Source organism: Pseudomonas sp. NPDC077408 (assembly GCF_050269105.1).
Taxonomy (GTDB): domain Bacteria; phylum Pseudomonadota; class Gammaproteobacteria; order Pseudomonadales; family Pseudomonadaceae; genus Stutzerimonas.
This window is the reverse complement of sequence record NZ_JBNNHS010000006.1, coordinates 56,797-80,761: the sequence shown is the minus strand read 5'-3', so window position 1 is coordinate 80,761 and position 23,965 is coordinate 56,797. Positions and strand designations below refer to the sequence as shown.

Sequence of the window (23,965 nt, the reverse complement as noted above, 5' to 3'; positions counted from 1 at the left end):
TCCGCCGGGCTGCCTTAATGCGGCAGCTCGGCGCTAGCTGAGCTCAACCCAGCGCGGTGTCCAGAAACATCATCACGGCGAAGCCCAGCATCAACCCGAGCGTGGCGGGCGTCTGATGGCCGTTGCGGTGGGTCTCAGGAATGACTTCATGAGACACCACGAAGATCATGGCGCCCGCAGCCAAGCCGAGACTGACCGGATAAGCAATGGCGAATCCGCTGGACATGCCGATGCCAACCAGCGCACCGATGGGTTCCATCAGCCCGGAGGCTGCCGCTATCAGCACGGAGGCCCGCGCCGAAAGCCCCGTCGTGCGCAGCGCCAGTGCAACGGCAAGACCCTCCGGGATGTCCTGAATTGAGATCGCCGTGGTCAATGGCAGACCGACACTCAAGTCGCCATTGGCGAAACTCACGCCAATGGCCATGCCCTCTGGAATGTTGTGCAGGGCGATGGCGAGAACGAACAGCCACACTCGGTTAAGCCGCGCGAATTCGGGGCCGCGGGGTCCAGTGCTCTCATGCTCATGCGGTGTGAAGTGGTCCAACCCGAGCATCAGCAAAACGCCAAGGCCAAGCCCGACCACGACGGTCAATGCTGCAGCGGGCCCATTGCCAAACAGCTCACGGCCGGCTTCCAGCCCCGGCAGGATCAACGAGAACGCGCTGGCTGCCAGCATCATCCCGGCTGCGAAACCCAGCATGCTGTCCTGGGTGCGAGTCGAGATATCACGCAGGCCGATCGCCAGAAAAGCGCCAACAGCGGTGGCAACGAACCCCGCGCTCCCGCCCAGTATGGCGTAGCGAACGTTGCTGGACTCATTATTGAAAGCGTTGACACCACCGGCCACCAGCAGTAAGAGCACGACCACCGCGGCAGCGGCAAGACTGAAGGTAATCCACGGACTGGCCTGGGCCTGAGCGAGCCAGACGGAGCGTAAAGTGGCAGCGGGGCTTTGAGCGGTTGACGCCATGATCAGCAAATCCTGACAGCGGGAAGGTTGATTGTACGCAGCCTCTTCTCAGGGCGAGGCTATGGCTGTGATAGTCCTGCACTACGAAGGGACTCACTGTTTGAACCCAAGAGCCTGCTGATGATTCAACGCTGTTGGGCTGTCTCCGCCGAGTGATACCTGCGCTGTACCCATAACGCGTGATTGTCCGTAAGCTTGTGGCGTCCGATGGTCGTCATGTGCCGCACAGGGAGTGGTCCGTTTTGCCTGCCGCCAAATCAATCCGCCGCGCGTTTGTATTACTCATTGTGTTGCTTTTGATTGCAGGCTGGCTGGGGTGGCGTCAGTTGCAAGGGCCCGAGCTGCCTGGTTACCGGTTGGAAACACGGCCATTGGTGCAACGCGTGGTCGCCAGTGGAGAGGTGGACACCCAGTCGCTGGTCCAGATCGGCAGCGAGATCACTGGCGTCGTTGCCACGCGGCATGTGCGTGAAGGCGACACGGTGAAAGCCGGTGACTTGCTGCTGGAGCTGCGCGACGACGAGCAGCGTGCCCGTTTGCGCGAAGCCGAAGCTGCCCTGCAGCAACTGATCGACTCCACTCGCCCGCAGGCAGAAGCATCAGCACGCGAGACCCAACACAACTTCGAGCAGGCAAACCGCGAGCTGAAACGCCGGCAAGTACTGTTCGACCGCAAGTTGCTGGCTTCCGAACCGCTTGAACAGGCGCGCCGCGCGGAACTGACGGCGCGCGCTGTGCGTGATCGTGCACGGTTCGCCGCTGCAGCGCTGGCCGCGGGCGGTAGTGAAGAGCAGGTGCAGCGCCAGCGCCTGGAAGCAGCACGCGCGGCGCTGGCGAAAACGCGCATCCAAGCGCAGGTGGAGGGCATCGTACAGACACGCGACGTCGAACCCGGTGATTTGGTCCAGCCGGGCCGCACGCTGCTGACTATCGCGCGCTCCGGCAGCAGCGAAATCCTCCTGCCTCTGGACGAGAAGAACCTGGCACCAGTCGAGCTCGGCCAGGCAGCCAAAGTCGTCGCTGATGCTTATCCCGAACGGGTGCTGCAAGCACGGGTCAGCTTCATCGCGCCGAGTGTCGATACGACTCGCGGCACCATCGATGTCCACCTCGACCTGCAGGGGCCAGCCGATTTCTTGCGTCAGGGCATGACGGTATCGGTGAACATCGAGACCGGCCGCCGTGAGCAGGCGCTGGTGTTACCCAACGATGCCCTGCTCGCCCGCAATGGCACTCGCGCTCAGGTGCTACGGGTAAACGCCGGTGTGGTCGAGCGCGTCGATGTTCGCCTGGGCCTGCTGGGTACTGCACTGAGCGAGGTGGTCGAGGGCCTGACAGCTGGCGACTTGGTGCTCGCTGGCGATGCCGAAGCTGGCCAGCGCGTGCGAGTTCGTGAGCAACCGATGCCTCGCGGCATCCAGGATTGACTGCCGTGCGCCTGATGGATTCACTCTGGACGGAATGGTTGATTGCCCTGCGCTTCCTCCTGGACAACCGCATGCAGTCGCTTCTGATCATCTTCGGCATTGCTGTCGGCTCTGCCGTCATCGTGTTCATCACCGCATTGATTACTGGGTTGCAGGCCAACGTCATCGAACGGACCCTGGGCACCCAGGCGCATATCCGTATCCTGCCGCCCGATGAGGTCAACCGCATTCTCCCTGCCGACGATGGCAGCTGGTCGTTAGTACTGGAGAGTCCACGAGCGCAGCGCCTGCGCTCGATCATTAACTGGCAGGACATACGCGACGTGCTCGATGAAGATCCGCAGGTGCTTGCCGTGTCGCCAGTCATCAGCGGTCCGGCTATCGCCCGACGCGGCGTCGCACGTGCATCCGTCGCGCTGCTCGGCATCGACCCGGTGCGTTATCAGCAGATCATCCCACTGACCGATGACCTGATCGCCGGCCAGTTCATCGTCGGCGCCGGCAATGCAGTGATTGGCAAGGAACTCGCCCGCGACCTGGGCCTTGGCATCGGTGACAAGCTAAAGCTAGACGCCGGCGAAGGCCGCGAGGCGGTGGTCGACATCGCCGGGATCTTCGAACTAGGCGTGCGCGAGCTGGATGCGCGCTATGTATACCTCGACCTAAAGCAAACCCAGACGCTGCTCGACCTGGCTGGAGGCGTCACTGTCATCGACACCACCGTCGGTGAAATCTTCGAAGCCGACCGCATCGCCAAACGACTGGCCCGCCTGACCGGCCTGCGTGCCGAAAGTTGGATGGAAACCAACGGTCAGCTGCTCAACGCGCTCAGTTCGCAAAGCATGACCACTGAGATGATCCGCATCTTTGTCGGGATTTCCGTTGCCTTTGGCATCGCCAGCGTGTTGGCCGTTAGCGTCGTCCAACGCACCCGCGAGATCGGCATCCTGCGGGCGATGGGCAGCCCGCGTGGGCAGATACTCCGCGTGTTCCTGCTGCAAGGGGGCTTGCTCGGTTTGCTCGGCTCGGCTTGTGGGGGCGCCGTCGGCTGGGGTCTGGTACAGGTCTTCAATCTGGCTGGACCACGCCTGTTTTTCATACCGGTCGACCCCACGCTGGTACCACTGGCAATGCTGGTCGCAACGGTTACCGGCGTATTGGCCGCCGCCATGCCGGCACGCCGAGCAGCGCGTTACGACCCTGCCGTGGCGATCCGCTATGTCTGAATCCGCTGCCAGCCAGAACGTCGAAGAAGTACTGCGTCTCGAACAGGTACGCAAAGCATTCAACTTAGGAACACCTCTGGAAACGGAAGTGCTGCACGGCATTGACTTACGTCTGTGCCGCGGTGAGCTGACCGCGCTCATCGGACCATCCGGCTCCGGCAAAAGCACCCTGCTCAACCTGATCGGGCTGCTCGACGCGCCCAGCTCAGGCGAGCTTTATCTGCTCGGCCAGGCCACTCGCAACAGCGATGATGAAACCCGCACGCGTCTGCGCAACCAGGCCATCGGTTTCGTGTTTCAGTTTCACCATCTGATTTCGGCATTCAGCGTACTGGAGAATGTGCTGATGCCATTGATGATCCGACGTGGCAGGCCCTCGAGTGCGGATATCGACCTGGCCCGCAGTCTGTTGAAGGAAGTCGGGCTCGACGCGTTCGCCGACAAGAAACCCACGCAAATATCCGGCGGTCAGCAACAAAGGGTCGCCATTGCCCGCGCGCTGATAACCCGCCCTCCGCTGCTGCTGGCTGACGAGCCGACCGGGAATCTCGACACTCGCACCGCGCAAAGCGTGTTCGAGCTGTTCCACCGTATTAATGTCCAGTTTGGTTGCGCCGTACTGGTTGTGACCCATGATCCGCGACTGGCCGCCGACTGTGCGCGAACCATTCAGTTGGTTGATGGCCGTATCGTCAGCGACCAATCCCGCACCGAAACACGCTGATCCTTCACCCCCGCCCAACCCGGCCAAAACTCTCGTCAGCGGACTCAGCTTCGCCTTGAATTACCGGCAGAATTGGCTCGCCCCGCTTAATAACTATTAAATCTAAACATATAACCGTATCTAGCGCTAAGATCCTTCCAGGCATACCCCCACCCGTATCAAGCCAAGCGAAGGAGCAAGCCATGAATGCCCGTGTTGAAGCGTTCTTCGATCCCGCGACCTTTACGTACAGTTATGTAGTCAGCGACCCAGAAACGCGTCAGTGTGCGCTGATTGACTCGGTGCTGGATTACGATCCGGCGTCGGGCCGCACCTCGCATGCCGGGGCTGAGCGGTTGGTCGACTACGTGCGCGAACACGACCTGAAAGTGCAATGGTTGCTCGAAACCCATGTGCATGCTGACCACCTGAGCGCCGCGCCGTACCTAAAACAGCAGCTGGGTGGGACGTTAGCGATCGGTGATCAGATCACCGTAGTACAGGACACCTTTGGCACCCTGTTCAACGCAGGCAGCGAGTTCGCCACGGATGGCCGTCAGTTCGATCATCTCTTCCACGACGGTGATGTTTTTCAAGTTGGTCACATCCAGGCGCGGGCGATTCATACGCCAGGCCACACGCCAGCCTGCATGACCTATGTGATCGGCGACGCCGCGTTCGTCGGCGACACGCTGTTCATGCCCGATTACGGCACCGCGCGCTGCGACTTCCCCGGTGGAAATGCGCGGACGCTATACCAGTCGATCCAGAAACTGTTCACGCTACCAGCCGAGACCCGGGTGTTCATGTGCCACGACTACAAGGCACCGGGTCGCGAAGAGTTCCGCTACGAGACCAGCATTGCAGCCGAACGTGAGCACAACATCCACGTACACAGCGGCACCAGCGAGGACGAGTTCGTCGCCATGCGTACCGCGCGCGACGCCACCCTGGCGATGCCCACGCTGATTCTGCCGTCGGTGCAGATCAACATGCGTGGCGGTGAGCTGCCAGCGCCTGAAAGCAACGGTACTCGCTATTTGAAGATCCCCTTGGACGCGCTGTAACTGCCTGTGTGGAGGACGTCATATGCAAACCCTAAAACGCCTGACCCCCTTCATCTCGGTGGCCGCCCAGCTGGATCCGGCCGATATGGCCCTGCTGGCGGGAAGCGGCTTTCGCTGCGTCATCAACAACCGTCCGGACAACGAGGGCGAAGGCCAGCCGTCCAGCAATGCTATACGCGCTGCGGCCGAGCAATCAGGGCTTGAATACCACCATCTTCCGGTAGTTTCCGGGCAGATCAGCGATACCGATGTCGCAGCCTTTCGCGCGCTTCTGGAGCGGGTCAAAGGCCCCGTGTTGGCGTTCTGCCGGACCGGCACCCGTTCAGCATCTCTCTGGGCGTTGGCCGAGGCTCATCATCTGGCCCCTGATGAACTCATCCAAACCGCTCGACAGGCTGATTACGATTTGACTGCCCTGCGACCGCGCCTGGAGCAGTACTGGCAATATGCAGCGGGCGGACCGCCGCTGAGCCCTACTCCCACGTTCGCCGCCACGCCACGTTATGACGTGCTGGTAGTCGGCGGCGGAGCGGCAGGCTGCGCCGTGACGGCCAGTTTGCTCAAGCGCGACCCCGACCTGCGCATCGCAATCATCGAACCACGGGAACAGCATTACTATCAGCCGGGCTGGACGCTGGTCGGTGCCGGCGTGTTCGATCGCGCCAACACCGAACGCGCCATGAGCCGTTGTATCCCGACAAAGGCACAGTGGATTCGCGCAGCGGTGGAGGCCTTCGATCCGGAGCATCAGCAGGTGGTGCTCGAGGACGGCAGCCGCATCGGTTACCGCTCGCTGGTGGTCTGTCCGGGCCTGAGCCTCGACTGGGACGCTATCGAAGGTGTGCGTGACAGTCTCGGAAAGTTCGGCGTGACGTCCAATTACGCCTTCGAGCTGGCGCCTTACACTTGGCAGCTAGTACAGCATCTGCGCCATGGCAGAGCCCTGTTCACTCAGCCTCCTATGCCCATCAAGTGTGCCGGCGCACCGCAGAAGGCCATGTACCTATCCTGCGACCACTGGCTCAAGGGAAGCGTGCTGAAGGACATACAGGTGGACTTCTGCTCAGCTGGGGCGGTGCTGTTCGGCGTCGCCGAGTTCGTGCCTGGCCTGATGCGCTACGTGGAACGTTACGGCGCAATGCTCAACTTCAATAACAACCTGATTGCAGTCGACGGTCCGGCGCGTAAAGCCTGGTTCAAGGTGACCGACGGAGCCGGCCAGAGCAGCACGGTCGAACGTGAGTTCGACCTGCTGCACGTCGTGCCGCCGCAGCATGCCCCCGATTTCATTCGCCAAAGCCCACTGAGCAACGCCGATGGCTGGTTCGAAGCCGAGCATGAAACCCTTCGCCACCCCCGCTTCGGCAATATCTTCAGTCTCGGTGACGTCTGCTCTGCACCAAACGCGAAGACTGCTGCAGCGGTGCGCAAGCAAGCACCGGTTGTGGCGGAGAACGTACTGAGCGTGCTCAGGGGCAAGGGACCGCAAGCCATCTATGACGGCTATGGCTCCTGCCCTTTAACGGTCGAGTTTGGCAAAGTGATCCTCGCCGAGTTTGGATACGGCGGCAAACTGTTGCCGACTTTCCCCCTTGACCCCAGGGTGCCCCGGCGCCTGGCCTGGAAACTGAAGACACGGTGGATGCCGTCGATCTACTTCGACATGATGCTCAAGGGCCATGAATGGCTGGCCGAACCGAAACATCTGGACTTCGAGCCGCGGCCGGCCGAGGCGCTCAACGCCTGTGATTTTACTCAGGAGAAGAAGGGATGATGCAGCGGCTCGCCCGCCACCTACCGTGTCTGGAATGGGGGAAACAGTATGACAAGGCCGCTGCGGCCAAGGACAGCCTGGCCGCGCTGATCGTAACGCTCATGCTGATCCCGCAGAGCCTGGCCTACGCAATGCTTGCAGGCCTGCCACCGGTGACAGGCCTGTACGCCAGTATCCTGCCGCTGATTGCATACACGCTTTTCGGCACCAGCCGCACTTTGGCGGTCGGCCCCGTCGCCGTGGTATCGCTGATGACGGCTGCCGCCCTCGGCCCTTTGTTCGCATCCGGCAGCGCCGCGTATGCAGGCGCAGCACTGCTGCTGGCACTGATGTCCGGCGCGACCCTGCTGGCCATGGCGGTACTACGGCTGGGTTTCCTCGCCAATTTCCTTAGCCATCCGGTGATCTCCGGCTTCATCAGCGCCTCGGGCATACTGATTGCCCTCGGTCAGCTCAAGCACATTCTCGGCATCTCAGTCACTGGTGACAACGCGCTGCAGCTGCTACGAGGATTGATCCAAGGCCTGCCAGAAACGCACGTGCCCACACTCGCCATCGGCACCAGCAGTCTGGTTTTCCTGTTTTTAGTGCGCAGCCGCCTGGGCCGCTGGCTGCAACGGCTTGGCATGAACGCCCGCACCGCTGGCACGCTGACCAAAATCGGGCCGGTCGTTGCCCTGCTCCTGGCGATAGCGGCGGTCAGCGGCTTTCAGCTCGCCGCTGCGGGGGTTCGAGTGGTCGGCGAAGTGCCCCAGGGGCTTCCATCATTGAGCCTGCCACCGCTAGACCTGGCCCTTATTGCTCAGCTTCTGCCTGCGGCAGTGCTGATCAGCCTGGTTGGCTTCGTCGAGTCGGTCTCGGTGGCACAAACCCTGGCCGCCAAACGCCGCGAACGCATCGAACCCAATCAGGAGCTAGTCGCCCTGGGTGGTGCCAATATAGCCGCGGCGCTGAGCGGAGGTTTTCCGGTCACCGGCGGTTTCGCCCGCTCGGTGGTTAACTTCGATGCCGGTGCACAGACGCCACTGGCTGGTGCGCTAACAGCAGTCGGCATCGGCGTGACGGTATTGTTTTTCACACCGCTATTTCACAACCTGCCACATGCTGTGTTGGCCGCCACCATCATCGTGGCCGTACTCAGCCTGGTGGATCTCACCGCGCTCACCCGCACTTGGCGGTATTCCCGCCAGGATGCCGCCGCCATGGCTGCCACCATGCTCGGCGTACTGCTGATCGGCGTCGAGACCGGCATCATCATGGGCGTGGGCCTATCATTGCTGCTGTTTCTCTGGAGAACCAGCCAACCGCATATTGCGGTCGTAGGACAGCTCCCCGGCAGCGAGCACTTTCGCAACATCGAGCGTTTCGCCGTGGTACAGAGCCCCAGGGTGCTTTCGGTGCGGGTCGATGAAAGCCTCTATTTTCCCAACGCGCGGTTTCTCGAGGAGCGCATTGCCGAGCTGTTGGGCCAATACCCACACGCCGAGCATCTCGTGCTGATGTGTCCCGGCGTCAATCTGATAGATGCCAGCGCGCTGGAAAGCCTCGAAGCCATCTCCGCACGTCTTCACACTGCTGGCGTCCAACTTCACCTCTCCGAAGTGAAGGGCCCCGTGATGGACCGGCTGCGCCGCACCGATTTCCTCGAACACTTCGGCGGGCAGGTGTTCATCAGCCAGTACGAAGCGCTGCTCGCACTGGATTCACAGACCACTCGACACGCACTTGAACGGCAGCGTTGCAACTGAACCAGCATGGGAGACCGTAGATGAAAAATGCACACGACCTCGTCGAACAGGCCCGGACCCGTATCCAGGAAATACCCCTAGGCGATGCCGAAGCGGCAATCCAGGCGGCGGATATTGTGATCGATGTACGCGAAGCTGATGAGTATCGCGAAGGCCATATCAACGGCGCCACGAACATTCCGCGTGGCCTGTTGGAATTCAAGCTAAGCGGTACACCCGAGCTGAGCGCACGAGACATGAACATCGTGCTCTACTGCAAGACCAGTGGCCGCGCAGCGCTGTCAGCTGCATCGTTACAGGACATGGGCTATCTGCACGTGAAATCGATCGCTGGCGGTTTCGATGCCTGGACCGAAGCCGGCAAGCCGGTAGCGAAACCGAGCCTGCCGAGCTTTGAGTAACCCCGCAACTCCAGCATGTCCATAAAGCAGAAAACCGACGTCAACGTCGGTCTTCTGCTGGGAGCCTGCCCTCGCATCCTTGTCAGGGCTTGGTACTGCACGCCTTGCAAGTCTTGATACCGAGCAGCGTATAGGCCGGGCAAAAGCGGAAAAGGCCCGTGGCCAGAGGTAGCAGACCAATCCAGCCCCAGACGCCAATCATGCCAGCTAGAGTAAGGCCGATTAGCGCTAGGCCGATGACAATCCGCAGTGTGCGGTCAATGGTTCCGATGTTGGCTTTCATAATGACCTCCAGGTCAGCAAGCGCGCCGGCTTTCCAGCGCGGAGAACAGCAACATCCCGCCGAGCATGGCAAGGACAAACAAGAGCACCTGCCAGTGACCGCTGAGCAACACGGCGATCGCCGGGCCCGGACAAATACCGGCAATGCCCCAGCCAATACCGAATATCAGACTGCCGCCGATCAGACGCCCGTCGAGCTCGCGTTTGCTGGGTAACTGCATCGGTGCGTCAAGCAACGAGCGCTGGCGCGCCTTGGCCAGGCTGAAGGGCACCAGCGCAGTCCCGATCGCTCCGACCATGACCATCGCCAGCGACGGATCCCAGGCGCCGAACAGATCAAGAAAGCCAATCACCTTGGCTGGGTTGGCCATGCCCGACAGCAACAACCCCAGCCCGAATAGCAGGCCGGCGGCAAACGAGGTCAGCTTACGCATAGTCAGCCCCTGAGAAGATGACGAAGGACAAAGACGGTAGCGAAACCGGCTGCCATGAAGGTCAGGGTCGCCACGATCGAGCGCGGGGACAGCCGGGAGATGCCGCACACTCCATGGCCACTGGTGCAACCGGAGCCATAACGAGTACCGATGCCGACCAGCAACCCAGCCACTCCTAGCCCAAGCCAACCCGACTGAAACTCCAAGGCTGGTAAGGAGGTAAACGACACCCACAACAACGGCGCCAGCAACACGCCAAGAATGAACACCAGCTTTTCCCCCCGCCCCTCAGCATCGCGCTCCAGCAGGCTGGCGAGCAGACCGCTGATACCGGCGATACGGCCATTGAGCAGAACGAACAGCCCGGCCGCCGCACCAATCAGCACGCCGCCGGCCAGCGCGGTCCAAGGAGTGAAGTTGCCCCAATCGATCGTCATAGCTGATCCATTTTCCGAAACAAGTGGCAATGGGAGATGGCATGGCCGACACCACCGAAGCCCCACCCTGCGACGAGCCTGATGCCGGATGCCGGATGCCGGATGCCGAGGAGTGTTCGCAACAGCGCCACAGACTTATCCAGCTTGGCGGCCATCAATGAACATAGTTAATCGCATAACAATATATTTATCAATATATTGTTATGCAGCATAAACCGAAAGAAGTTGGCCGTAAGCGGTGGCATCGATAGCATGCCCCTACCGGTATGCAAGGCTCACTGACCGCCCCGGTGACCGAGCATGTCAGCAGACGCCCTTTTCGTGACGCCAGGTATCAGCATGAATGACCAGACAACCCCTACCGAATCTGTACAGTTACAGGATCAACAGCAGGCCATGCTGAAACGGCTGGCGAGGGTTGAAGGACAGGTGCGGGGCATCCAGGCCATGATCAAACGCGGCGAGGACTGCGAATCGATAGCCCAGCAGTTTTCTGCCGCTCGCAGCGCATTGGACAAGGCCTATCGGCTGATGCTGACTTGCCTGATTGAAGAGGCTATGCACGATCAGGCCCAGGACACTGGCGAGACACTGGCGCGCGTGCGCAGCATTTTTACCAAGTACACCTGAACAGAAAGGTGCGCGAAGTGGCGTCTGTGAAATAGCCAAAACCTTCGAAGAAACGTCAGAAGGCGACTACCCGGACCATCCAGATATCCGCAGCGGCAAGCGGATAAACGAGGGTCCAGAAACGAAAAAAGCGACCCTTTGGGTCGCTTTTTTAGCGCTTCGATATCTTTCAAAAAGACTCGGAGCAAATTTGGAGCGGGAAACGAGACTCGAACTCGCGACCCCGACCTTGGCAAGGTCGTGCTCTACCAACTGAGCTATTCCCGCAAATAATGGCGTCCCCTAGGGGACTCGAACCCCTGTTACCGCCGTGAAAGGGCGGTGTCCTAGGCCACTAGACGAAGGGGACGCTGCCCGGAAGCTACTGCTTTATCCGGCTTTCAACGTTTCGCTTTAGGGCTTCACGCTGCAAGTGGCGCGCATTCTATGGAGGTCGTTCATGGTCGTCAAGCACCATCTAGAAATATTTTATGAACCCAACGTATAGCGAGCGTTGAGCTATCAGCTTGCCATCCAACGCTCTACACTCGGAAAAAATCGTTCGGTCAGAGAGGTGCGTTTCGTGTCCCCAGTTCTGATTACTGGATTGGTCATTGCCGGCCTGTTCATCCTGATTGCAATTGGCGTCATCAACCAGATCGTAGAGAAGAACAGCCTGGAAAAGGCGCGCGTCCGCGCCGAACTCAGCGACCGCATGCGCCGCTTTGCCAACCTCTCCGAGAGTTTTCCAGGCCAGATGATGACGCCGGAACTGAAGCTGTTGCTGACGCGCCTGGAGCTGGGGCTGGGCGAGCAATTGCTCCCCCTAGACAAGAAGAACGCCACGCTCGGCCCCCGGCTAGCCGCTTTACGTAGCGCTGTTGCGGAAGGCGAAGACATTCCCGTGGCAAACGCGCCAGTCAAGGTCACCACCGAAGCACAAGCGAAGGAGATTCGCCTGTTGATGGAAGACCTGCATGCTCAGATTGTCTGGGCCAACAAGCAGAACCAGCTGGATACCACCGCTGCCAAGCGCTGGATCCAACAGATCCAGCGGATGATGGTGATGCTGCATGTCGAGTACTTCAGCAATATCGGTCAGCAGTCGCTTCAGCAGGGTAATGCGCACAAAGCGCGCCTGGCTTTCGAGCGCGGTATCCAGCACATCCGCAAGCAGCCCAACCCGGCCGAGTATCAAACCCAATTGAGCAAGCTCGAAGCGAGCTACAGCCACGCTAATAAGCTCGAGCAGACAGAACAACAGCCGAAGCTTGACGAACCGAGCGAGCTCGCCGAAGGTCTGAAGAGCCTCGAAAGCGAAGACGATTGGAAAAAGAACAACATCTACTAGGTACAGAGCGGACGAATTGAGACGGCCCGAGCGCCATGCTTAATTGATCCTCCGGCGTCCGCCTGCTGCCCTGCCCTGCCGTGGAGAACTGGTCATGCCCATAACCGTATTCGGTGCCCCGCTATCGCCCTTCGTTCGCAAGGTACGCCTTTGCCTGCAGGAAAAAGGCTTGGACTACGGACTAGAAGTCGTAATGCCATTCACGCCGCCCGAATGGTATCTGCAGCTCAATCCACTCGGCCGCATCCCAGCCATGAAGGATGAAGAGCTCTGCCTGGCCGACTCCAGCGTGATCTGTCAGTACCTCGACGAAGCTTACGACCAAACTGTTCGGCTGTATGGCGCCAACCCGACCGACCGAGCGCAGATACGCTGGCTGGAAAAATATGCCGATTACGAGCTAGCACCGCTGACGACATTCGGGGTCTTCCGCAACCGCGTCCTGAAGCCGAGCTCGGGCAAGCCCTGCAACGAAGAAACCGTACAGGCCGCATTGAACGAGAAGCTGCCACCGCACTTCGACTACCTTGAGCGTCAGCTGGGGGAGAACGCGTTTTTCATTGGCGAGCAATTGTCGATGGCCGACATCGCCGTTGCGTGCCAGCTGATCAACATGGAACACGGTGGCGAGGTGGTCGACGCGGGTCGCTGGCCCGCCCTGGCCGCGCACTACTCGCGCTTGAAGGCACGTGCATCGGTCGAGAACGTGCTGCCCGGCGAGCAGCGTATGACCGCCAAGCTCATCGAAATGGGCAAAAGGTCAACACCGCCGAACTGAACCTGATGCGCACCGCCCCAGAACCAAGCAACAGCCTCGGTTCCGAGGCGGGCCTCCTGCAAACTCCTGCCTACAGCAGGCGAATCCCCACCCACTGCCGAGCAAACTGATAAGCGCAACGGCCATTGCGGTTGCCGCGAGATGTGGCCCAGCGAATGGCGTCCTTTTCCAGCTCGTCGTCCCAGCTCCAGCTCAGCCCCGCCCGTGTCGCCAGCGAGCCGATCCAGTGCCGCACAACGTTGAGATAGTGCGCCTGGCTGAACGGGTAGAACGACAGCCAAAGTCCAAAGCGATCCGACAGCGCAATCTTGTCCTCTACCGCCTCGTTTGGATGCAGCTCCCCATCCACCATCTGCCAGTTTTCGTTGTCGCTCTGACGCTCAGGCACAAGGTGCCGGCGATTCGAAGTGGCATACAACAAGACATTCTCGGGGGCCCGCTCCAGCGAGCCGTCCAACACGCTTTTCAAGACCCGATAGTCGCCCTCGCCCGCCTCGAACGAAAGATCATCACAGAACACCACGAAATGTTGTGCCTGCCCAGCAAGCTGATCGACCAGTTTCGGCAGGTCAGCCAAATGGTCGCGTTCGATTTCTATAAGGCGCAGGCCCGCCGGTGCATGTTCAGCCAACAATGCTCGGATCAACGAAGATTTTCCGGTACCGCGCGCGCCCCAGAGCAGGACATGATTCGCCGGCAGCCCTGAAACGAACTGACGGGTATTGCGCGACAACAGCTCACACTGCCGGTCGATACCGATCAAATCGTTTAGCTTCATGTCGAGCGACACATTTAGCGCCTGCAGGTAGCCACCCTGCCCTTCACGATGCCAACGCGCGGCCAAGCTCGTGTCCCAATCCAGCGGTGCACGCTGCGCAGGAAGCAAGGGTTCCAGGCGCGACATCAGCGCATCAGCGCGCTGTAAAAAAGCTTTGAGCTCGGCATCCATTAAACGCCTCCAGAACGATCGCGACTGCAGCGTACAAAAGCGCTGTGGCGACCGGGAAATACAGGTTACAGATAAGCTTCGATATGCGCTGTCAGCGCGTCCGGCGACGTTCGAGACGAAAAGCGGCTCACCGAACGCCCATTGTCGGTGACCAGAAACTTAGTGAAATTCCACTTGATCGCCTTGCTGCCCAGCAAACCGGGCGCGCGCTTTTTTAACTCCATGAACAAAGGGTGAGCATCGCTTCCGTTGACCCGGATCTTGGCGAACATCGGAAAGCTGACCCCGAAGTTACGCTCGCAGAACGCAGCGATCTGCGCCTCGTCCCCCGGCTCCTGATGGCCGAACTGATCACAGGGAAACCCGATCACCACCAGCCCCTGCTCGCGATAGCGCTTCCAGAGCGCTTCAAGCCCCTTGTATTTTGACGTGAAGCCACATTGACTGGCCGTATTAACCACCAGCAGAGCCTTGGCGCCAAAATCAGACAAGGTCTTCTGTTGGCCATCGATCGTAACGCAGGGAATATCCAAGAGCGCATCGTTCATGGGGTGCTCCATTGAAGCGTTGCGAAGCGCCTTTACGCGTCGCGCGGCTTGTGATTGAGAGACGCTGAATTGATGCAGTAGCGCAGCCCGGTCGGTGCCGGACCATCCGGGAATACATGCCCCAAATGGGCATCACAGCGAGCGCACTTGACCTCAATGCGGTGCATGCCATGGCTGAAGTCGTCAATGCTGGCAATAGCTGTATCGCTAACCGGCTGAAAGTAGCTCGGCCAGCCGCAGCCTGAATCGAACTTGGCGTCAGAATCGAACAGCGGTGCATCACAGCAGGCGCAGTGGTAGATGCCGGGCGCGTTGGTGTCGTTGTACTTGCCGCTGAACGGTCGCTCGGTCGCACCCAGACGGCAGACCTGGAATTGCTCGTCGGAAAGTTCTTCACGCCAGGTTTCGAGCGGTTTCTCAAGCTTATCCATCGGTACACCTCATGAGCTTAAAAAGGCACCTCTGTACCTTTTCCGGGGATCAGGCCGCACGTATGATGCGGTGCTCTTAAGACGCCTAGTCTGGCAGCGGGGTTTCATACTGCCAAGGCGCCCGGGTTCACGCCGTACGCAGCCAGCCCTTCAGAACGGCAGGCGCGTCATCACTTCGGGACACAAGGATCATGCAGGTCAGCAAATCGAACAAGCTCGCCAATGTCTGTTATGACATCCGTGGGCCAGTGCTCAAGCACGCCAAGCGCCTGGAAGAGGAAGGCCATCGCATCCTCAAGCTGAACATCGGCAATCCGGCGCCATTCGGTTTCGAAGCCCCTGAGGAAATCCTTCAGGACGTGATCCGCAATCTGCCAACCGCGCAGGGCTACAGCGATTCCAAAGGGCTATTCAGCGCACGCAAAGCGATCATGCAGTACTACCAGCAGAAGCAGGTAGAAGGCATCACCATCGAAGACATCTATCTCGGTAACGGCGTGTCCGAGCTTATCGTGATGTCCATGCAAGCCCTACTCAACAACGGCGATGAAGTGCTGATCCCGGCCCCCGATTACCCGCTGTGGACGGCCGCCGTGAGCTTGGCGGGCGGCAAACCGGTGCATTACCTCTGCGACGAGCAGGCCAACTGGTGGCCGGACCTGGCCGATATCAAAGCCAAAATCACGCCCAACACCAAAGCGCTGGTGCTGATCAACCCGAATAACCCGACCGGTGCGGTATACCCACGCGAAATACTGGCAGGGATGGTCGAACTGGCCCGTCAGCACAAGCTGGTGCTTTTCTCCGACGAGATCTACGACAAGATTCTGTATGACGAGGCAGTGCACATCTGTACCGCCTCGCTTGCCCCTGACGTACTGTGTCTGACCTTCAACGGGCTATCGAAGTCCTACCGCGTTGCTGGCTTCCGCTCCGGCTGGGTAGCGATCTCCGGTCCCAAGCACAAAGCGCAGAGCTACATCGAAGGCATCGACATCCTGGCCAACATGCGCCTATGTGCCAACGTGCCGTCTCAGCACGCCATCCAGACCGCCTTAGGCGGCTACCAAAGCATCAACGATCTGGTGTTACCACCAGGCCGCCTGCTTGAGCAACGCAACCGGACCTGGGAACTACTCAACGACATTCCCGGCGTCAGCTGCGTGAAGCCGATGGGTGCGCTTTATGCGTTCCCACGGATCGATCCGAAAATCTGTCCCATCCACAACGACGAGAAATTCGTCCTCGACCTGCTGTTATCAGAGAAACTACTGATTGTTCAGGGGACGGCCTTCAATTGGCCGTGGCCGGATCACTTCCGCGTGGTCACCCTGCCCCGCGTGGACGACCTTGAGCAGGCTATTGGCCGAATCGGCAACTTCCTCAAGACCTACAGCCAGTAGTGTTGGATGGATCTGCAAATCGATGACTTCTACCGGGACGCCGCGGCCGGGCTGCTGACGCTCTATCAGGCCTTTCCGCGGAAAGTCGCGCTGTACGTCGAGGACATCATCGGCCATGAAGAACCCGATGAGTTCGGCCTGCCCAGCAAGCGCCACCAAGGCTGCCTCGGCGCGCTGATATGGCTCGCCGAGGAGGGCTATCTGCGCTTCGAGAGTACCATTCATTTTCAGGCGCTCGACCAGGCTGCTCTCACCGAAAAGGCGTTCCTGCGACTGACAGGCACCATCCCTGATGCCTTCGCCGGTCTCGACTCGCTGCCGCCGAGTGTCCGTCGGGTCCAGTCCAGCCTGGCGCATCAGCTACGCGAAGCGTTGCGTGAAGGGAACAGCGAGCGGCTGGCACAACTGACGCGCCAGCTGTTCGACAGCTCACTGCCTGAGCGCAGCTAAGCCCAGCCGGGCGGCAGGCGACATAGCTTGAAATAGTCGCTCGGTTGAATCGCGCCGGGCCGCCCCTTATATAGCCTATCGTTCTTTACTGTTCCTCTTGGAGTCTGCCGCAACATGATGCGCATTTTCTTGTTTCTGGCCACCAACCTGGCTGTGCTGGTCGTCGCTAGCATCACCCTCAAGTTGCTTGGGGTAGATCGCTACACGGGTCAGAACTACGGCAGCCTGCTGGCTTTCTGCGCCGTCTTTGGTTTCGCTGGTGCACTGATTTCGCTGTTCATCTCCAAATGGATGGCGAAAATGAGTACCCGTACAGAGATCATCACCCAGCCGCGCACGCGTCACGAACAGTGGTTGTTGCAAACCGTCGAGCAGCTGGCCCGTGATGCCGGCATCAAGATGCCAGAAGTGGGTATCTTCCCTGCTTATGAAGCCAACGCCTTCGCCACCGGCTGGAACAAGAACGATGCGCTTGTCGCAGTGAGCCAAGGGTTGCTCGAGCGCTTCTCCCCGGACGAAGTCAGGGCCGTACTGGCCCACGAGATAGGCCACGTTTCCAACGGCGACATGGTCACGCTCGCATTGATCCAGGGCGTGGTAAACACCTTCGTCATGTTTTTTGCGCGCATCTTCGGCAGCTTCGTCGATAAGACAATCCTGAAGAACGAAGATGGCCATGGCATTGGCTATTTCGTTGCGACGATCTTCGCCGAACTTGTGCTGGGGATCCTCGCCAGCATCATTGTCATGTGGTTCTCACGCAAGCGTGAGTTCCGCGCTGACGAGGCGGGGGCTCAGCTGGCCGGGACCAGCGCGATGATCGGCGCCCTGCAGCGTCTACGCGCAGAACAGGGCGTGCCAGTCGACATGCCGGACAGCCTCAAGGCCTTCAGCATCAACGGCGCCCTGCGCAACGGCCTGGCCGGCCTGTTGATGACTCACCCAACGCTGGAAGATCGCATCGAAGCCTTGCGCCAGCGCGGCTAAGCGAGCGAACCGAAACAAGGGCGGCATACACAAGCCGCCCTTTTTTTTCGTCTGCGATTTGCACGTAGTGGCTGTATGCCTGTCGAAGCAAGCGCCGTCTTCAGAAAAGGAACATCTCAACATGCGCCGCTTCTTTCTACTCGCCATCGCCCTGCTCACCCTGGCCGGCTGCCAGAGCGCCTATTACTCGGCAATGGAGAAGGTCGGATTGCATAAGCGCGACATTCTGGTTGACCGCGTCGAGGATGCGCGCGACTCACAGCAGGAGGCCAAGGAACAGTTCAAGGATGCCCTGGAGCGTTATCGCAGTGTGGTTCAGGTTAAAGGCGGTGAGCTTGAAGAGCGCTACGAGGCGCTGAACAATGAGTTCGAAGCCAGCGAAAACAGCGCTCGCGAAGTGCGGGACAGGATCGAAGCCGTCGAGGATGGCGCCGAGGCGCTTTTCGAGGAATGGAAACAGGAACTCAGCGAGTACAGCAACGCAAGCTTGAAAGCGGCCAGTCAACGAAATCTGGAACGCACCCAGAAAGATTATCGTGTGCTGCTGCAACGCATGAAGACAGCGGAAAAGCGTATCGATCCGGTGCTAGACGTATTGCGCGACCAGGTACTGTTTCTTAAGCACAACCTCAATGCACGTGCGATCGGCGCGTTGCAGGGCGAATACCGCACGCTGGAAGGAAATGTCGATCAGCTCCTCGCCGAAATGCAACGGGCCATAGACGAAGCCGACGTGTTTATCCGCCAACTCCAGCGAAACCAATAACCGAGATAACCGAGATAACCGAGATAACCGGCTGACACTGTGGCGAAATCGTCGCGCAAGAACCACAACGGGCACGCCGCGGCGTGCCCGTCATCTCAACAGCTATCAGCACGACAGTTGATGCGCGCTAGGCGAGTTCACCGAGTCGGTAGCAGCTTTCTTCTAGGCGAGTGAGGCCACGCTGAAGAAATTTCCAATTGCTTTCGTTCAACACGTTGGCGCGCTCCAGCAGGTCGACTTTCCAATGCGCGCTCAAAGACATTCGAACTTCAGCATCACTCACAGCGAATGGCGGGCCGGACATCTGCTCCTGCTGGTAATCCAACGTGATCAGCAGCCCCTGACAGTTTGGCGCGAGGATGCTGACTAGATGGTTGACGTAACGCTGACGCATGTCGGCGGGCAATGCGATCAGCGCAGCGCGGTCGTATAGCGCCTGGCAGTCGACCACATCAGCCGGTGTCATGGTGAAGAAATCGCCACAGCGGATTTCCACCATACCTGCCCGGTAAACCTTGAACTCACCCTGGACGCTGACGTCCGGGACTAGCTCGTGCTCGGCGAAAAAATCCTCGGCTGCGCGCTCGCTCAGCTCTACACCCAACACCGCAAAACCCTGATCGGCGAGCCAGGCCATGTCGAGACTTTTCCCACACAACGGGACCAGGACACGAGCCCCTTGCGCTAACTTCAAGCAGGGCCAATGGCGGCGCAGGTAGGGGTTGACCTCGTTTAGATGGAAGCCGATTTCGTTACGTGCCCAGCGACGCTGCCAGAACGCTTCGTCCATGTAGAGACCCTCTTGAGCGATGTTGGCTGGGGAGCTTATCAGAGCCGCCTTCGTCCGGAACCCCGCCTCAACCGGAGCACAGCGCCAACTCCGGGTCCATACCGGCATCGCGCATCTGAGCCAGCTTGTAACGAAGCGTCCGCGCACTGATACCTAGACGGTCAGCAGTCTCCTTACGGCGCCCGCGCTCGGCACGCAGGGTCTCGAGAATGACTTCGAACTCGCGACGGCGCAGGTCTTCACCCAACGCGCCAGCGACCTCGGCCGGCACTGAAACGCTCGCCGGGGCAGATTGCGTCGACACGATTGCGCTAGCGGCAGTACGCGCCAGCGAGGCGAAGCCGGCAGCAGCTGTCAGATAGAGGTCATCCGGACGAATAAATCCACCCTGCTGCAGGATCAGGGCTCGCTGAATCGCGTTGTCGAGCTCACGCACGTTGCCGGGCCAGGAATATCCGAGCAGGCACTGACGCGCCTCAGCTGTCAGTCTCGCGCCTGGCTGACGCATCTTTGCCGCATGATTGGCCAGCAACCGCTCGGCCAGCGGCACGATATCCGCCGGCCGATCGCGCAATGCCGGCCAGGCGAGCGGAAAGACCGAGAGACGGTAGAACAGGTCTTCACGGAAGCGCCCGCTACGAACCTCCTCAGCCAGATCACGGTTGGTCGTGGCGACGATACGGATGTCGAGCGGTATCGGCTTGCGCCCACCCACACGCTCGACCTCGCGCTCCTGCAGTACCCGCAGCAACTTGGCTTGTAATGCCAGCGGCATTTCGGAGATCTCGTCAAGCAGTAGCGTACCGCGATCAGCCAACTCGAACTTGCCTGGCTGCGTCGCGATGGCACCAGTGAAGGCGCCCTTCTCATGACCGAAGAGCGTCGCTTCCAGCATGTTTTCCGGAATCGCAGCGCAGTTGATGGCCACGAACGGCTTGTCGGCTCGCGATGACTGCTGATGAATAAAACGAGCCAGCACTTCTTTGCCAGTGCCCGACTCTCCTGAAACCAGCACCGTCGAATCGCTTTGTGCCACCCGTGCCGCCAGCGCCAATAGTTGCCGACTTGCAGGTTCAACCGCCACAGGCCCCTGCATATCGGTGGCACCAAGCTGGCCAAAGGCATGCCGGCCGACCAGTTCGAGCAACACCTTGGGTTCGAACGGTTTGACCAGGTAATCCACAGCCCCTAGGCGCATGGCCTCGACGGCGCGCTCGACGGCACCATAGGCAGTCATCAACAAGACCGGCGTTTGCGGATACCGATCGCGCACAATTGCCTGCAAGGCATGGCCGTCTATGCCAGGCATGTTCACATCACTGACCAGCAGGCCGAAACTCTCCTGATCCAGCGCATGCAACGCGGCCTCAGCGCACTCCACCGCGCGGTAGGCATAGCCGCCCAGTTCGAGGGTATCGCCCAGCGCTTCGCGCAAAGCGCGATCATCTTCGACCAGTAGAACTTTAACGCCCATAGGGCTACTCCGAGTGTGCGAGCGAGGACAGCGGAAGCAGCGGTAGCTGCAACGTGGCGCAGGTTCCTCTGCCAGGGCGAGAACGTAGCTCAAGTGCGCCTGAATGGGCTCGCGCTACTGAGTTGACGACGGCCAGGCCGAGGCCGGTACCGGTTGCCCGTGTGGTGAAAAAGGGCTCGCCGAGTCGGGCCAAGGTCGCTGCATCAATGCCTACACCGTTGTCGCTGATGCTGATGCGCAGCATTGAACCTCGTGCAAAGAGATGAACCTTCAGTTTTGTATCGCCGGTCGCCGCCTGGAGCGCATTTTCAATCAGATTGAGCAGTGCACCGACCAAGGTATCGCGATTGCACAACAGTGCACCGGTCCGGGCGTCGCATTGCCAGCGAACGGCGACGCCCTCTAACTTCATCTCGGTCGCCGCACGCAGCGCTCCCAGTAGCTCAGCGGGTGTTAGCCGGTCCTCCAGCGGCAGATCACCGCGCGCGAAAACCAGCATGTCACGAACTTGATGCTCCAACTCGTTCAGCCGGTCTTTCAAACGACCAGCAAACCGCTGCTGATGCTCGACCGACAATCCGCCCTGCTCCAGATGGCTTGCATACAGCAGTGCTGTCGATAGCGGGGTGCGTATCTGATGAGCTAACGACGCCACCATACGGCCCAGCGCAGACAAACGCTCATGACGCGCCAGTTGCTCTTGCAACCGCCGTGTCTCCGTCAGATCGGTCAGCAGCACCAGCTGCCCAGGCTCAACGTTCAAGGAACGGGTAGCGATAGAAACGCGACGCCCATCCCTCAATGATATTTCGTGACCGTCATCCCTACGAGGCGAGAAACTCCGCGCGATCACCTCGCGCCAGAGCGCCCCTTCGAGCGGTGCGCCAAGCAGCTCGAGCGCAACCGGATTCGCTTCGCGAACCATACCCTGGCCGTCGATGACAATCACACCGCCAGGCAACAGGTCCAGCAGGCTTTGCAAGCGGCTCGCCAGGCGCTCCTTCTCGTCGAATTCCTGCAGGCGCTGCGCGGCGCTCTCCGCAAGCTGATCCTTCAACTCGGCTACTCGTGCCTGCAGCATGAGCTGGGACTCGCCCAAACGGCCGGACATGTGATGGAACAGTGCGAGCGATTGTTCAAGCTCGTCGCTTGAGCCGGCCTTGGCCGGGAATTGGACGGGATCAGGAGAGCAGGTCGCTGAAGTCACTGGCACACGTTTCCGTCAAAAGATGGTCGGTAACGTGAAGGTCAGCAAGGATCATGCCCGAGATGACTGATCAAGGAAGGGCCACGCCGCAAGCAAGAGCGACGTGGCAAAGGAAATCACTCGTCGAGATCGTCTTCGCGACGGTTCATTCCGTATTTACGCATCTTTTCTACCAGCGTGGTTCGCCGTACCCGCAGACGCTCTGCAGCACGCGCCACTACGCCGCCTGCATCTTCCAGCGCCTGCTGGATAAGACCCTGCTCTAGGTTGCCCAGGTAATCCTTCAGATCAAGGCCTTCTACAGGAAGCATGGCATGCGCATCCGCCGGAATGATCGGGGAGTTTATTGCTGCACGCTCTTCCATCTCGTCATGCAGGCTGGTCGCGTACTGCTCATCGTCGTCATCGACGTGGCGGAATTTCTTTGGCAGCTCCATCACACCAATCACGCCGTACGGGTGCATGATGGCCATGCGCTCGACGAGGTTAGCCAACTCCCGTACGTTACCGGGCCAATCGTGACGACAGAGGGACATGATCGCCGCCGAATTGAAACGGATGGAGCCCCGCTTCTCGTGTTCCATGCGCGAGATGAGCTCGTTCATCAGCAGCGGAATATCCTCGATGCGCTCGCGCAAAGGGGCCATTTCGATGGGAAACACGTTAAGCCGGTAATAGAGATCCTCGCGGAAGCTGCCATCCACGATCATTTTTTCCAGGTCTTTGTGCGTTGCAGCGATGATGCGTACGTCGGCGTTCTGCGTACGGTTGCTGCCCACGCGCTCGAAGGTGCGCTCCTGCAGGACGCGCAGCAGCTTGACCTGCATAGGCAGTGGCATGTCGCCGATCTCATCGAGGAACAGCGTCCCGCCTTCGGCCAGCTCGAAACGACCGGCACGCGAAGTGATTGCGCCGGTAAACGCCCCCTTTTCGTGACCGAATAGCTCGCTCTCAAGCAACTCCGCCGGAATCGCTCCGCAATTGACGGGAACGAAAGGCCCATTACGGCGCTTGGAATGATAGTGCAGGTTGCGTGCGACAACCTCTTTGCCGGTTCCCGACTCACCGAGAATCAGTACGCTCGCTTCAGTGTCTGCAACCTGCTGCATCATCTGACGTACATGCTGAACTGCACGACTGGTGCCTACCAGGCTACGAAACAGATTTGGCTCGCGCTGCCGACCACGTGCCTTCGCCTTATCGTTCATGTCCCGGTAGATCTGGGCCCGGTGAAGCGAATCGAGCAGCTTGTTGTAGCTCGGCGGCATCTCGAGGCTAGTTAGCACGCGCTGGCGTATCTCATCCGGCCATTCGGCCGGTGCTGGCTCTCCAATCAACAGCAGGGGCAGGTTCTCGTCCCACTTGCTGATCTGCTTGAGCAACTCCACGGCGCCGCCCTTCGCTGCAACGTCACCAAGCATTACGCCGAGTATGCTGCGGCTTGATTCCAGGGTATCGACCGCAGCCTGCCATTCGCTGCTGGCGCATGACAAATGATCTTCGCTGAGAAAGTTCAGAATGACCGTCAGATCCCGGCGACGATCCTGATCGTCGTCTATTAACAAAATTTTGGTTTCACGCCACATCTTGTTTATAGCTCTAGAGGCTGAAAGAAAGCCCGCACACGTCCTTCGCAGAACGGCAGCGTCATCGGCAGATAGCCGGTAGTTAATTAAAAAAAACGGCCTGAGTCAAATTTATGACGTGATTCAACGACAAAATAGCAAGGAATGCATTCTGTTATTGACGT

The 23,965-nt window shown here is 59.7% G+C and carries 25 protein-coding genes and 2 tRNA genes; 14 read left to right on the top strand and 13 right to left on the bottom strand.

Features of this window, described 5'->3' with window-relative positions; translation table 11 throughout:
• Positions 1-43 precede the first annotated feature (43 nt).
• Complete coding sequence (locus tag ACQKEK_RS15995) at positions 44-973, bottom strand: ZIP family metal transporter (protein WP_128119133.1); 930 nt, start codon at positions 971-973, stop codon at positions 44-46.
• A gap of 242 nt (positions 974-1,215) precedes the next feature.
• Here ACQKEK_RS15995 and ACQKEK_RS15990 point away from each other — a divergent pair, with 242 nt between their 5' ends.
• The 7 genes from ACQKEK_RS15990 (at position 1,216) to ACQKEK_RS15960 (ending at position 9,319) form a co-directional block, all read left to right on the top strand.
• Positions 1,216-2,400: an efflux RND transporter periplasmic adaptor subunit gene (locus tag ACQKEK_RS15990; protein ID WP_128119132.1), complete on the top strand. Its 1,185-nt coding sequence runs from the start codon at positions 1,216-1,218 to the stop codon at positions 2,398-2,400.
• A gap of 5 nt (positions 2,401-2,405) precedes the next feature.
• Positions 2,406-3,626, top strand: coding sequence for an ABC transporter permease (locus ACQKEK_RS15985; RefSeq protein WP_499143738.1), 1,221 nt, complete (start codon positions 2,406-2,408; stop codon positions 3,624-3,626).
• Positions 3,619-4,350: an ABC transporter ATP-binding protein gene (locus tag ACQKEK_RS15980; protein ID WP_499143737.1), complete on the top strand. Its 732-nt coding sequence runs from the start codon at positions 3,619-3,621 to the stop codon at positions 4,348-4,350. The genes ACQKEK_RS15985 and ACQKEK_RS15980 overlap by 8 nt, the downstream gene beginning before the upstream one ends.
• A gap of 182 nt (positions 4,351-4,532) precedes the next feature.
• Complete coding sequence (locus ACQKEK_RS15975) at positions 4,533-5,396, top strand: MBL fold metallo-hydrolase (protein ID WP_499143736.1); 864 nt, start codon at positions 4,533-4,535, stop codon at positions 5,394-5,396.
• Between the two features lie 22 nt (positions 5,397-5,418).
• Positions 5,419-7,170, top strand: a complete 1,752-nt coding sequence (locus ACQKEK_RS15970) for a bifunctional protein tyrosine phosphatase family protein/NAD(P)/FAD-dependent oxidoreductase (protein WP_499143735.1) — start codon at positions 5,419-5,421, stop codon at positions 7,168-7,170.
• The gene (locus tag ACQKEK_RS15965) at positions 7,167-8,918 is read left to right on the top strand and encodes a SulP family inorganic anion transporter (protein WP_499143734.1); all 1,752 of its coding nucleotides are present in this window, start codon (positions 7,167-7,169) and stop codon (positions 8,916-8,918) included. The genes ACQKEK_RS15970 and ACQKEK_RS15965 overlap by 4 nt, the downstream gene beginning before the upstream one ends.
• A gap of 20 nt (positions 8,919-8,938) precedes the next feature.
• Entirely contained in the window at positions 8,939-9,319 is a 381-nt protein-coding gene (locus ACQKEK_RS15960; RefSeq protein ID WP_499143733.1) for a rhodanese-like domain-containing protein, read from the top strand.
• Positions 9,320-9,401: 82 nt separating this feature from the next.
• Here ACQKEK_RS15960 and ACQKEK_RS15955 read toward each other — a convergent pair whose 3' ends face one another.
• From ACQKEK_RS15955 to ACQKEK_RS15945, 3 genes are read right to left on the bottom strand one after another with little or no spacing between them, the layout of a single operon-like run.
• On the bottom strand, positions 9,402-9,602 hold the full coding sequence (locus ACQKEK_RS15955) for a YgaP family membrane protein (RefSeq protein ID WP_045425862.1): 201 nt from the start codon (positions 9,600-9,602) through the stop codon (positions 9,402-9,404).
• Between the two features lie 13 nt (positions 9,603-9,615).
• Complete coding sequence (locus ACQKEK_RS15950) at positions 9,616-10,035, bottom strand: DUF6691 family protein (RefSeq protein WP_499143732.1); 420 nt, start codon at positions 10,033-10,035, stop codon at positions 9,616-9,618.
• A gap of 2 nt (positions 10,036-10,037) precedes the next feature.
• Positions 10,038-10,472, bottom strand: coding sequence for a YeeE/YedE family protein (locus tag ACQKEK_RS15945; protein ID WP_499143731.1), 435 nt, complete (start codon positions 10,470-10,472; stop codon positions 10,038-10,040).
• Between the two features lie 339 nt (positions 10,473-10,811).
• On the opposite strand from ACQKEK_RS15945, the gene ACQKEK_RS15940 reads away from it, so the two are divergent.
• The gene (locus tag ACQKEK_RS15940) at positions 10,812-11,102 is read left to right on the top strand and encodes a metal-sensing transcriptional repressor (protein ID WP_045431704.1); all 291 of its coding nucleotides are present in this window, start codon (positions 10,812-10,814) and stop codon (positions 11,100-11,102) included.
• Between the two features lie 191 nt (positions 11,103-11,293).
• Here ACQKEK_RS15940 and ACQKEK_RS15935 read toward each other — a convergent pair.
• Together ACQKEK_RS15935 and ACQKEK_RS15930 are read right to left on the bottom strand one after the other, a co-directional pair.
• Positions 11,294-11,369: transfer RNA gene (locus ACQKEK_RS15935), tRNA-Gly, on the bottom strand.
• A 6-nt stretch (positions 11,370-11,375) separates the two neighbouring features.
• Positions 11,376-11,451 (bottom strand) — tRNA-Glu (locus ACQKEK_RS15930).
• Between the two features lie 213 nt (positions 11,452-11,664).
• Here ACQKEK_RS15930 and ACQKEK_RS15925 point away from each other — a divergent pair.
• Together ACQKEK_RS15925 and ACQKEK_RS15920 are read left to right on the top strand one after the other, a co-directional pair.
• The gene (locus ACQKEK_RS15925) at positions 11,665-12,432 is read left to right on the top strand and encodes a hypothetical protein (protein ID WP_499143730.1); all 768 of its coding nucleotides are present in this window, start codon (positions 11,665-11,667) and stop codon (positions 12,430-12,432) included.
• 94 nt (positions 12,433-12,526) lie between these two features.
• Positions 12,527-13,210 (top strand): glutathione S-transferase family protein, encoded by a 684-nt coding sequence (locus ACQKEK_RS15920; RefSeq protein WP_499143729.1) that lies wholly within the window; start codon positions 12,527-12,529, stop codon positions 13,208-13,210.
• Positions 13,211-13,280: 70 nt separating this feature from the next.
• Here ACQKEK_RS15920 and ACQKEK_RS15915 read toward each other — a convergent pair whose 3' ends face one another.
• The 3 genes from ACQKEK_RS15915 to msrB all read right to left on the bottom strand — a co-directional run bounded on the left by ACQKEK_RS15915 (position 13,281) and on the right by msrB (position 15,138).
• Positions 13,281-14,159: an ATP-binding protein gene (locus ACQKEK_RS15915; RefSeq protein ID WP_128119122.1), complete on the bottom strand. Its 879-nt coding sequence runs from the start codon at positions 14,157-14,159 to the stop codon at positions 13,281-13,283.
• Positions 14,160-14,224: 65 nt separating this feature from the next.
• Entirely contained in the window at positions 14,225-14,707 is a 483-nt protein-coding gene (locus ACQKEK_RS15910; protein ID WP_499143728.1) for a glutathione peroxidase, read from the bottom strand.
• Positions 14,708-14,739: 32 nt separating this feature from the next.
• Positions 14,740-15,138, bottom strand: a complete 399-nt coding sequence (gene msrB, locus ACQKEK_RS15905; protein WP_499143727.1) for a peptide-methionine (R)-S-oxide reductase MsrB — start codon at positions 15,136-15,138, stop codon at positions 14,740-14,742.
• Positions 15,139-15,329: 191 nt separating this feature from the next.
• On the opposite strand from msrB, the gene ACQKEK_RS15900 reads away from it, so the two are divergent.
• From ACQKEK_RS15900 to ACQKEK_RS15885, 4 genes are all read left to right on the top strand, one after another.
• Complete coding sequence (locus ACQKEK_RS15900) at positions 15,330-16,541, top strand: pyridoxal phosphate-dependent aminotransferase (RefSeq protein ID WP_046162275.1); 1,212 nt, start codon at positions 15,330-15,332, stop codon at positions 16,539-16,541.
• 6 nt (positions 16,542-16,547) lie between these two features.
• Positions 16,548-16,991 carry a hypothetical protein gene (locus ACQKEK_RS15895; protein WP_499143726.1) on the top strand — a complete coding sequence of 148 codons (444 nt, stop codon included), beginning with the start codon at positions 16,548-16,550 and terminating at the stop codon, positions 16,989-16,991.
• Positions 16,992-17,105: 114 nt separating this feature from the next.
• Entirely contained in the window at positions 17,106-17,978 is an 873-nt protein-coding gene (gene htpX, locus ACQKEK_RS15890; protein WP_128119118.1) for a protease HtpX, read from the top strand.
• Positions 17,979-18,099: 121 nt separating this feature from the next.
• Positions 18,100-18,744: a DUF2959 domain-containing protein gene (locus ACQKEK_RS15885; protein ID WP_499143725.1), complete on the top strand. Its 645-nt coding sequence runs from the start codon at positions 18,100-18,102 to the stop codon at positions 18,742-18,744.
• 127 nt (positions 18,745-18,871) lie between these two features.
• Here the strand turns inward: ACQKEK_RS15885 and ACQKEK_RS15880 are convergent, their stop codons facing one another.
• The 4 genes from ACQKEK_RS15880 to ACQKEK_RS15865 all read right to left on the bottom strand — a co-directional run bounded on the left by ACQKEK_RS15880 (position 18,872) and on the right by ACQKEK_RS15865 (position 23,801).
• Positions 18,872-19,534 (bottom strand): thiopurine S-methyltransferase, encoded by a 663-nt coding sequence (locus ACQKEK_RS15880; protein WP_499143724.1) that lies wholly within the window; start codon positions 19,532-19,534, stop codon positions 18,872-18,874.
• Positions 19,535-19,601: 67 nt separating this feature from the next.
• Entirely contained in the window at positions 19,602-21,008 is a 1,407-nt protein-coding gene (locus ACQKEK_RS15875) for a sigma-54-dependent transcriptional regulator (protein WP_499143723.1), read from the bottom strand.
• Positions 21,009-21,012: 4 nt separating this feature from the next.
• A complete protein-coding gene (locus ACQKEK_RS15870) occupies positions 21,013-22,119 on the bottom strand; it encodes a sensor histidine kinase (protein ID WP_499143847.1) in 1,107 nt (368 codons plus the stop codon).
• Between the two features lie 212 nt (positions 22,120-22,331).
• Positions 22,332-23,801 carry a sigma-54 dependent transcriptional regulator gene (locus ACQKEK_RS15865; RefSeq protein ID WP_128119114.1) on the bottom strand — a complete coding sequence of 490 codons (1,470 nt, stop codon included), beginning with the start codon at positions 23,799-23,801 and terminating at the stop codon, positions 22,332-22,334.
• Positions 23,802-23,965: the final 164 nt, after the last annotated feature.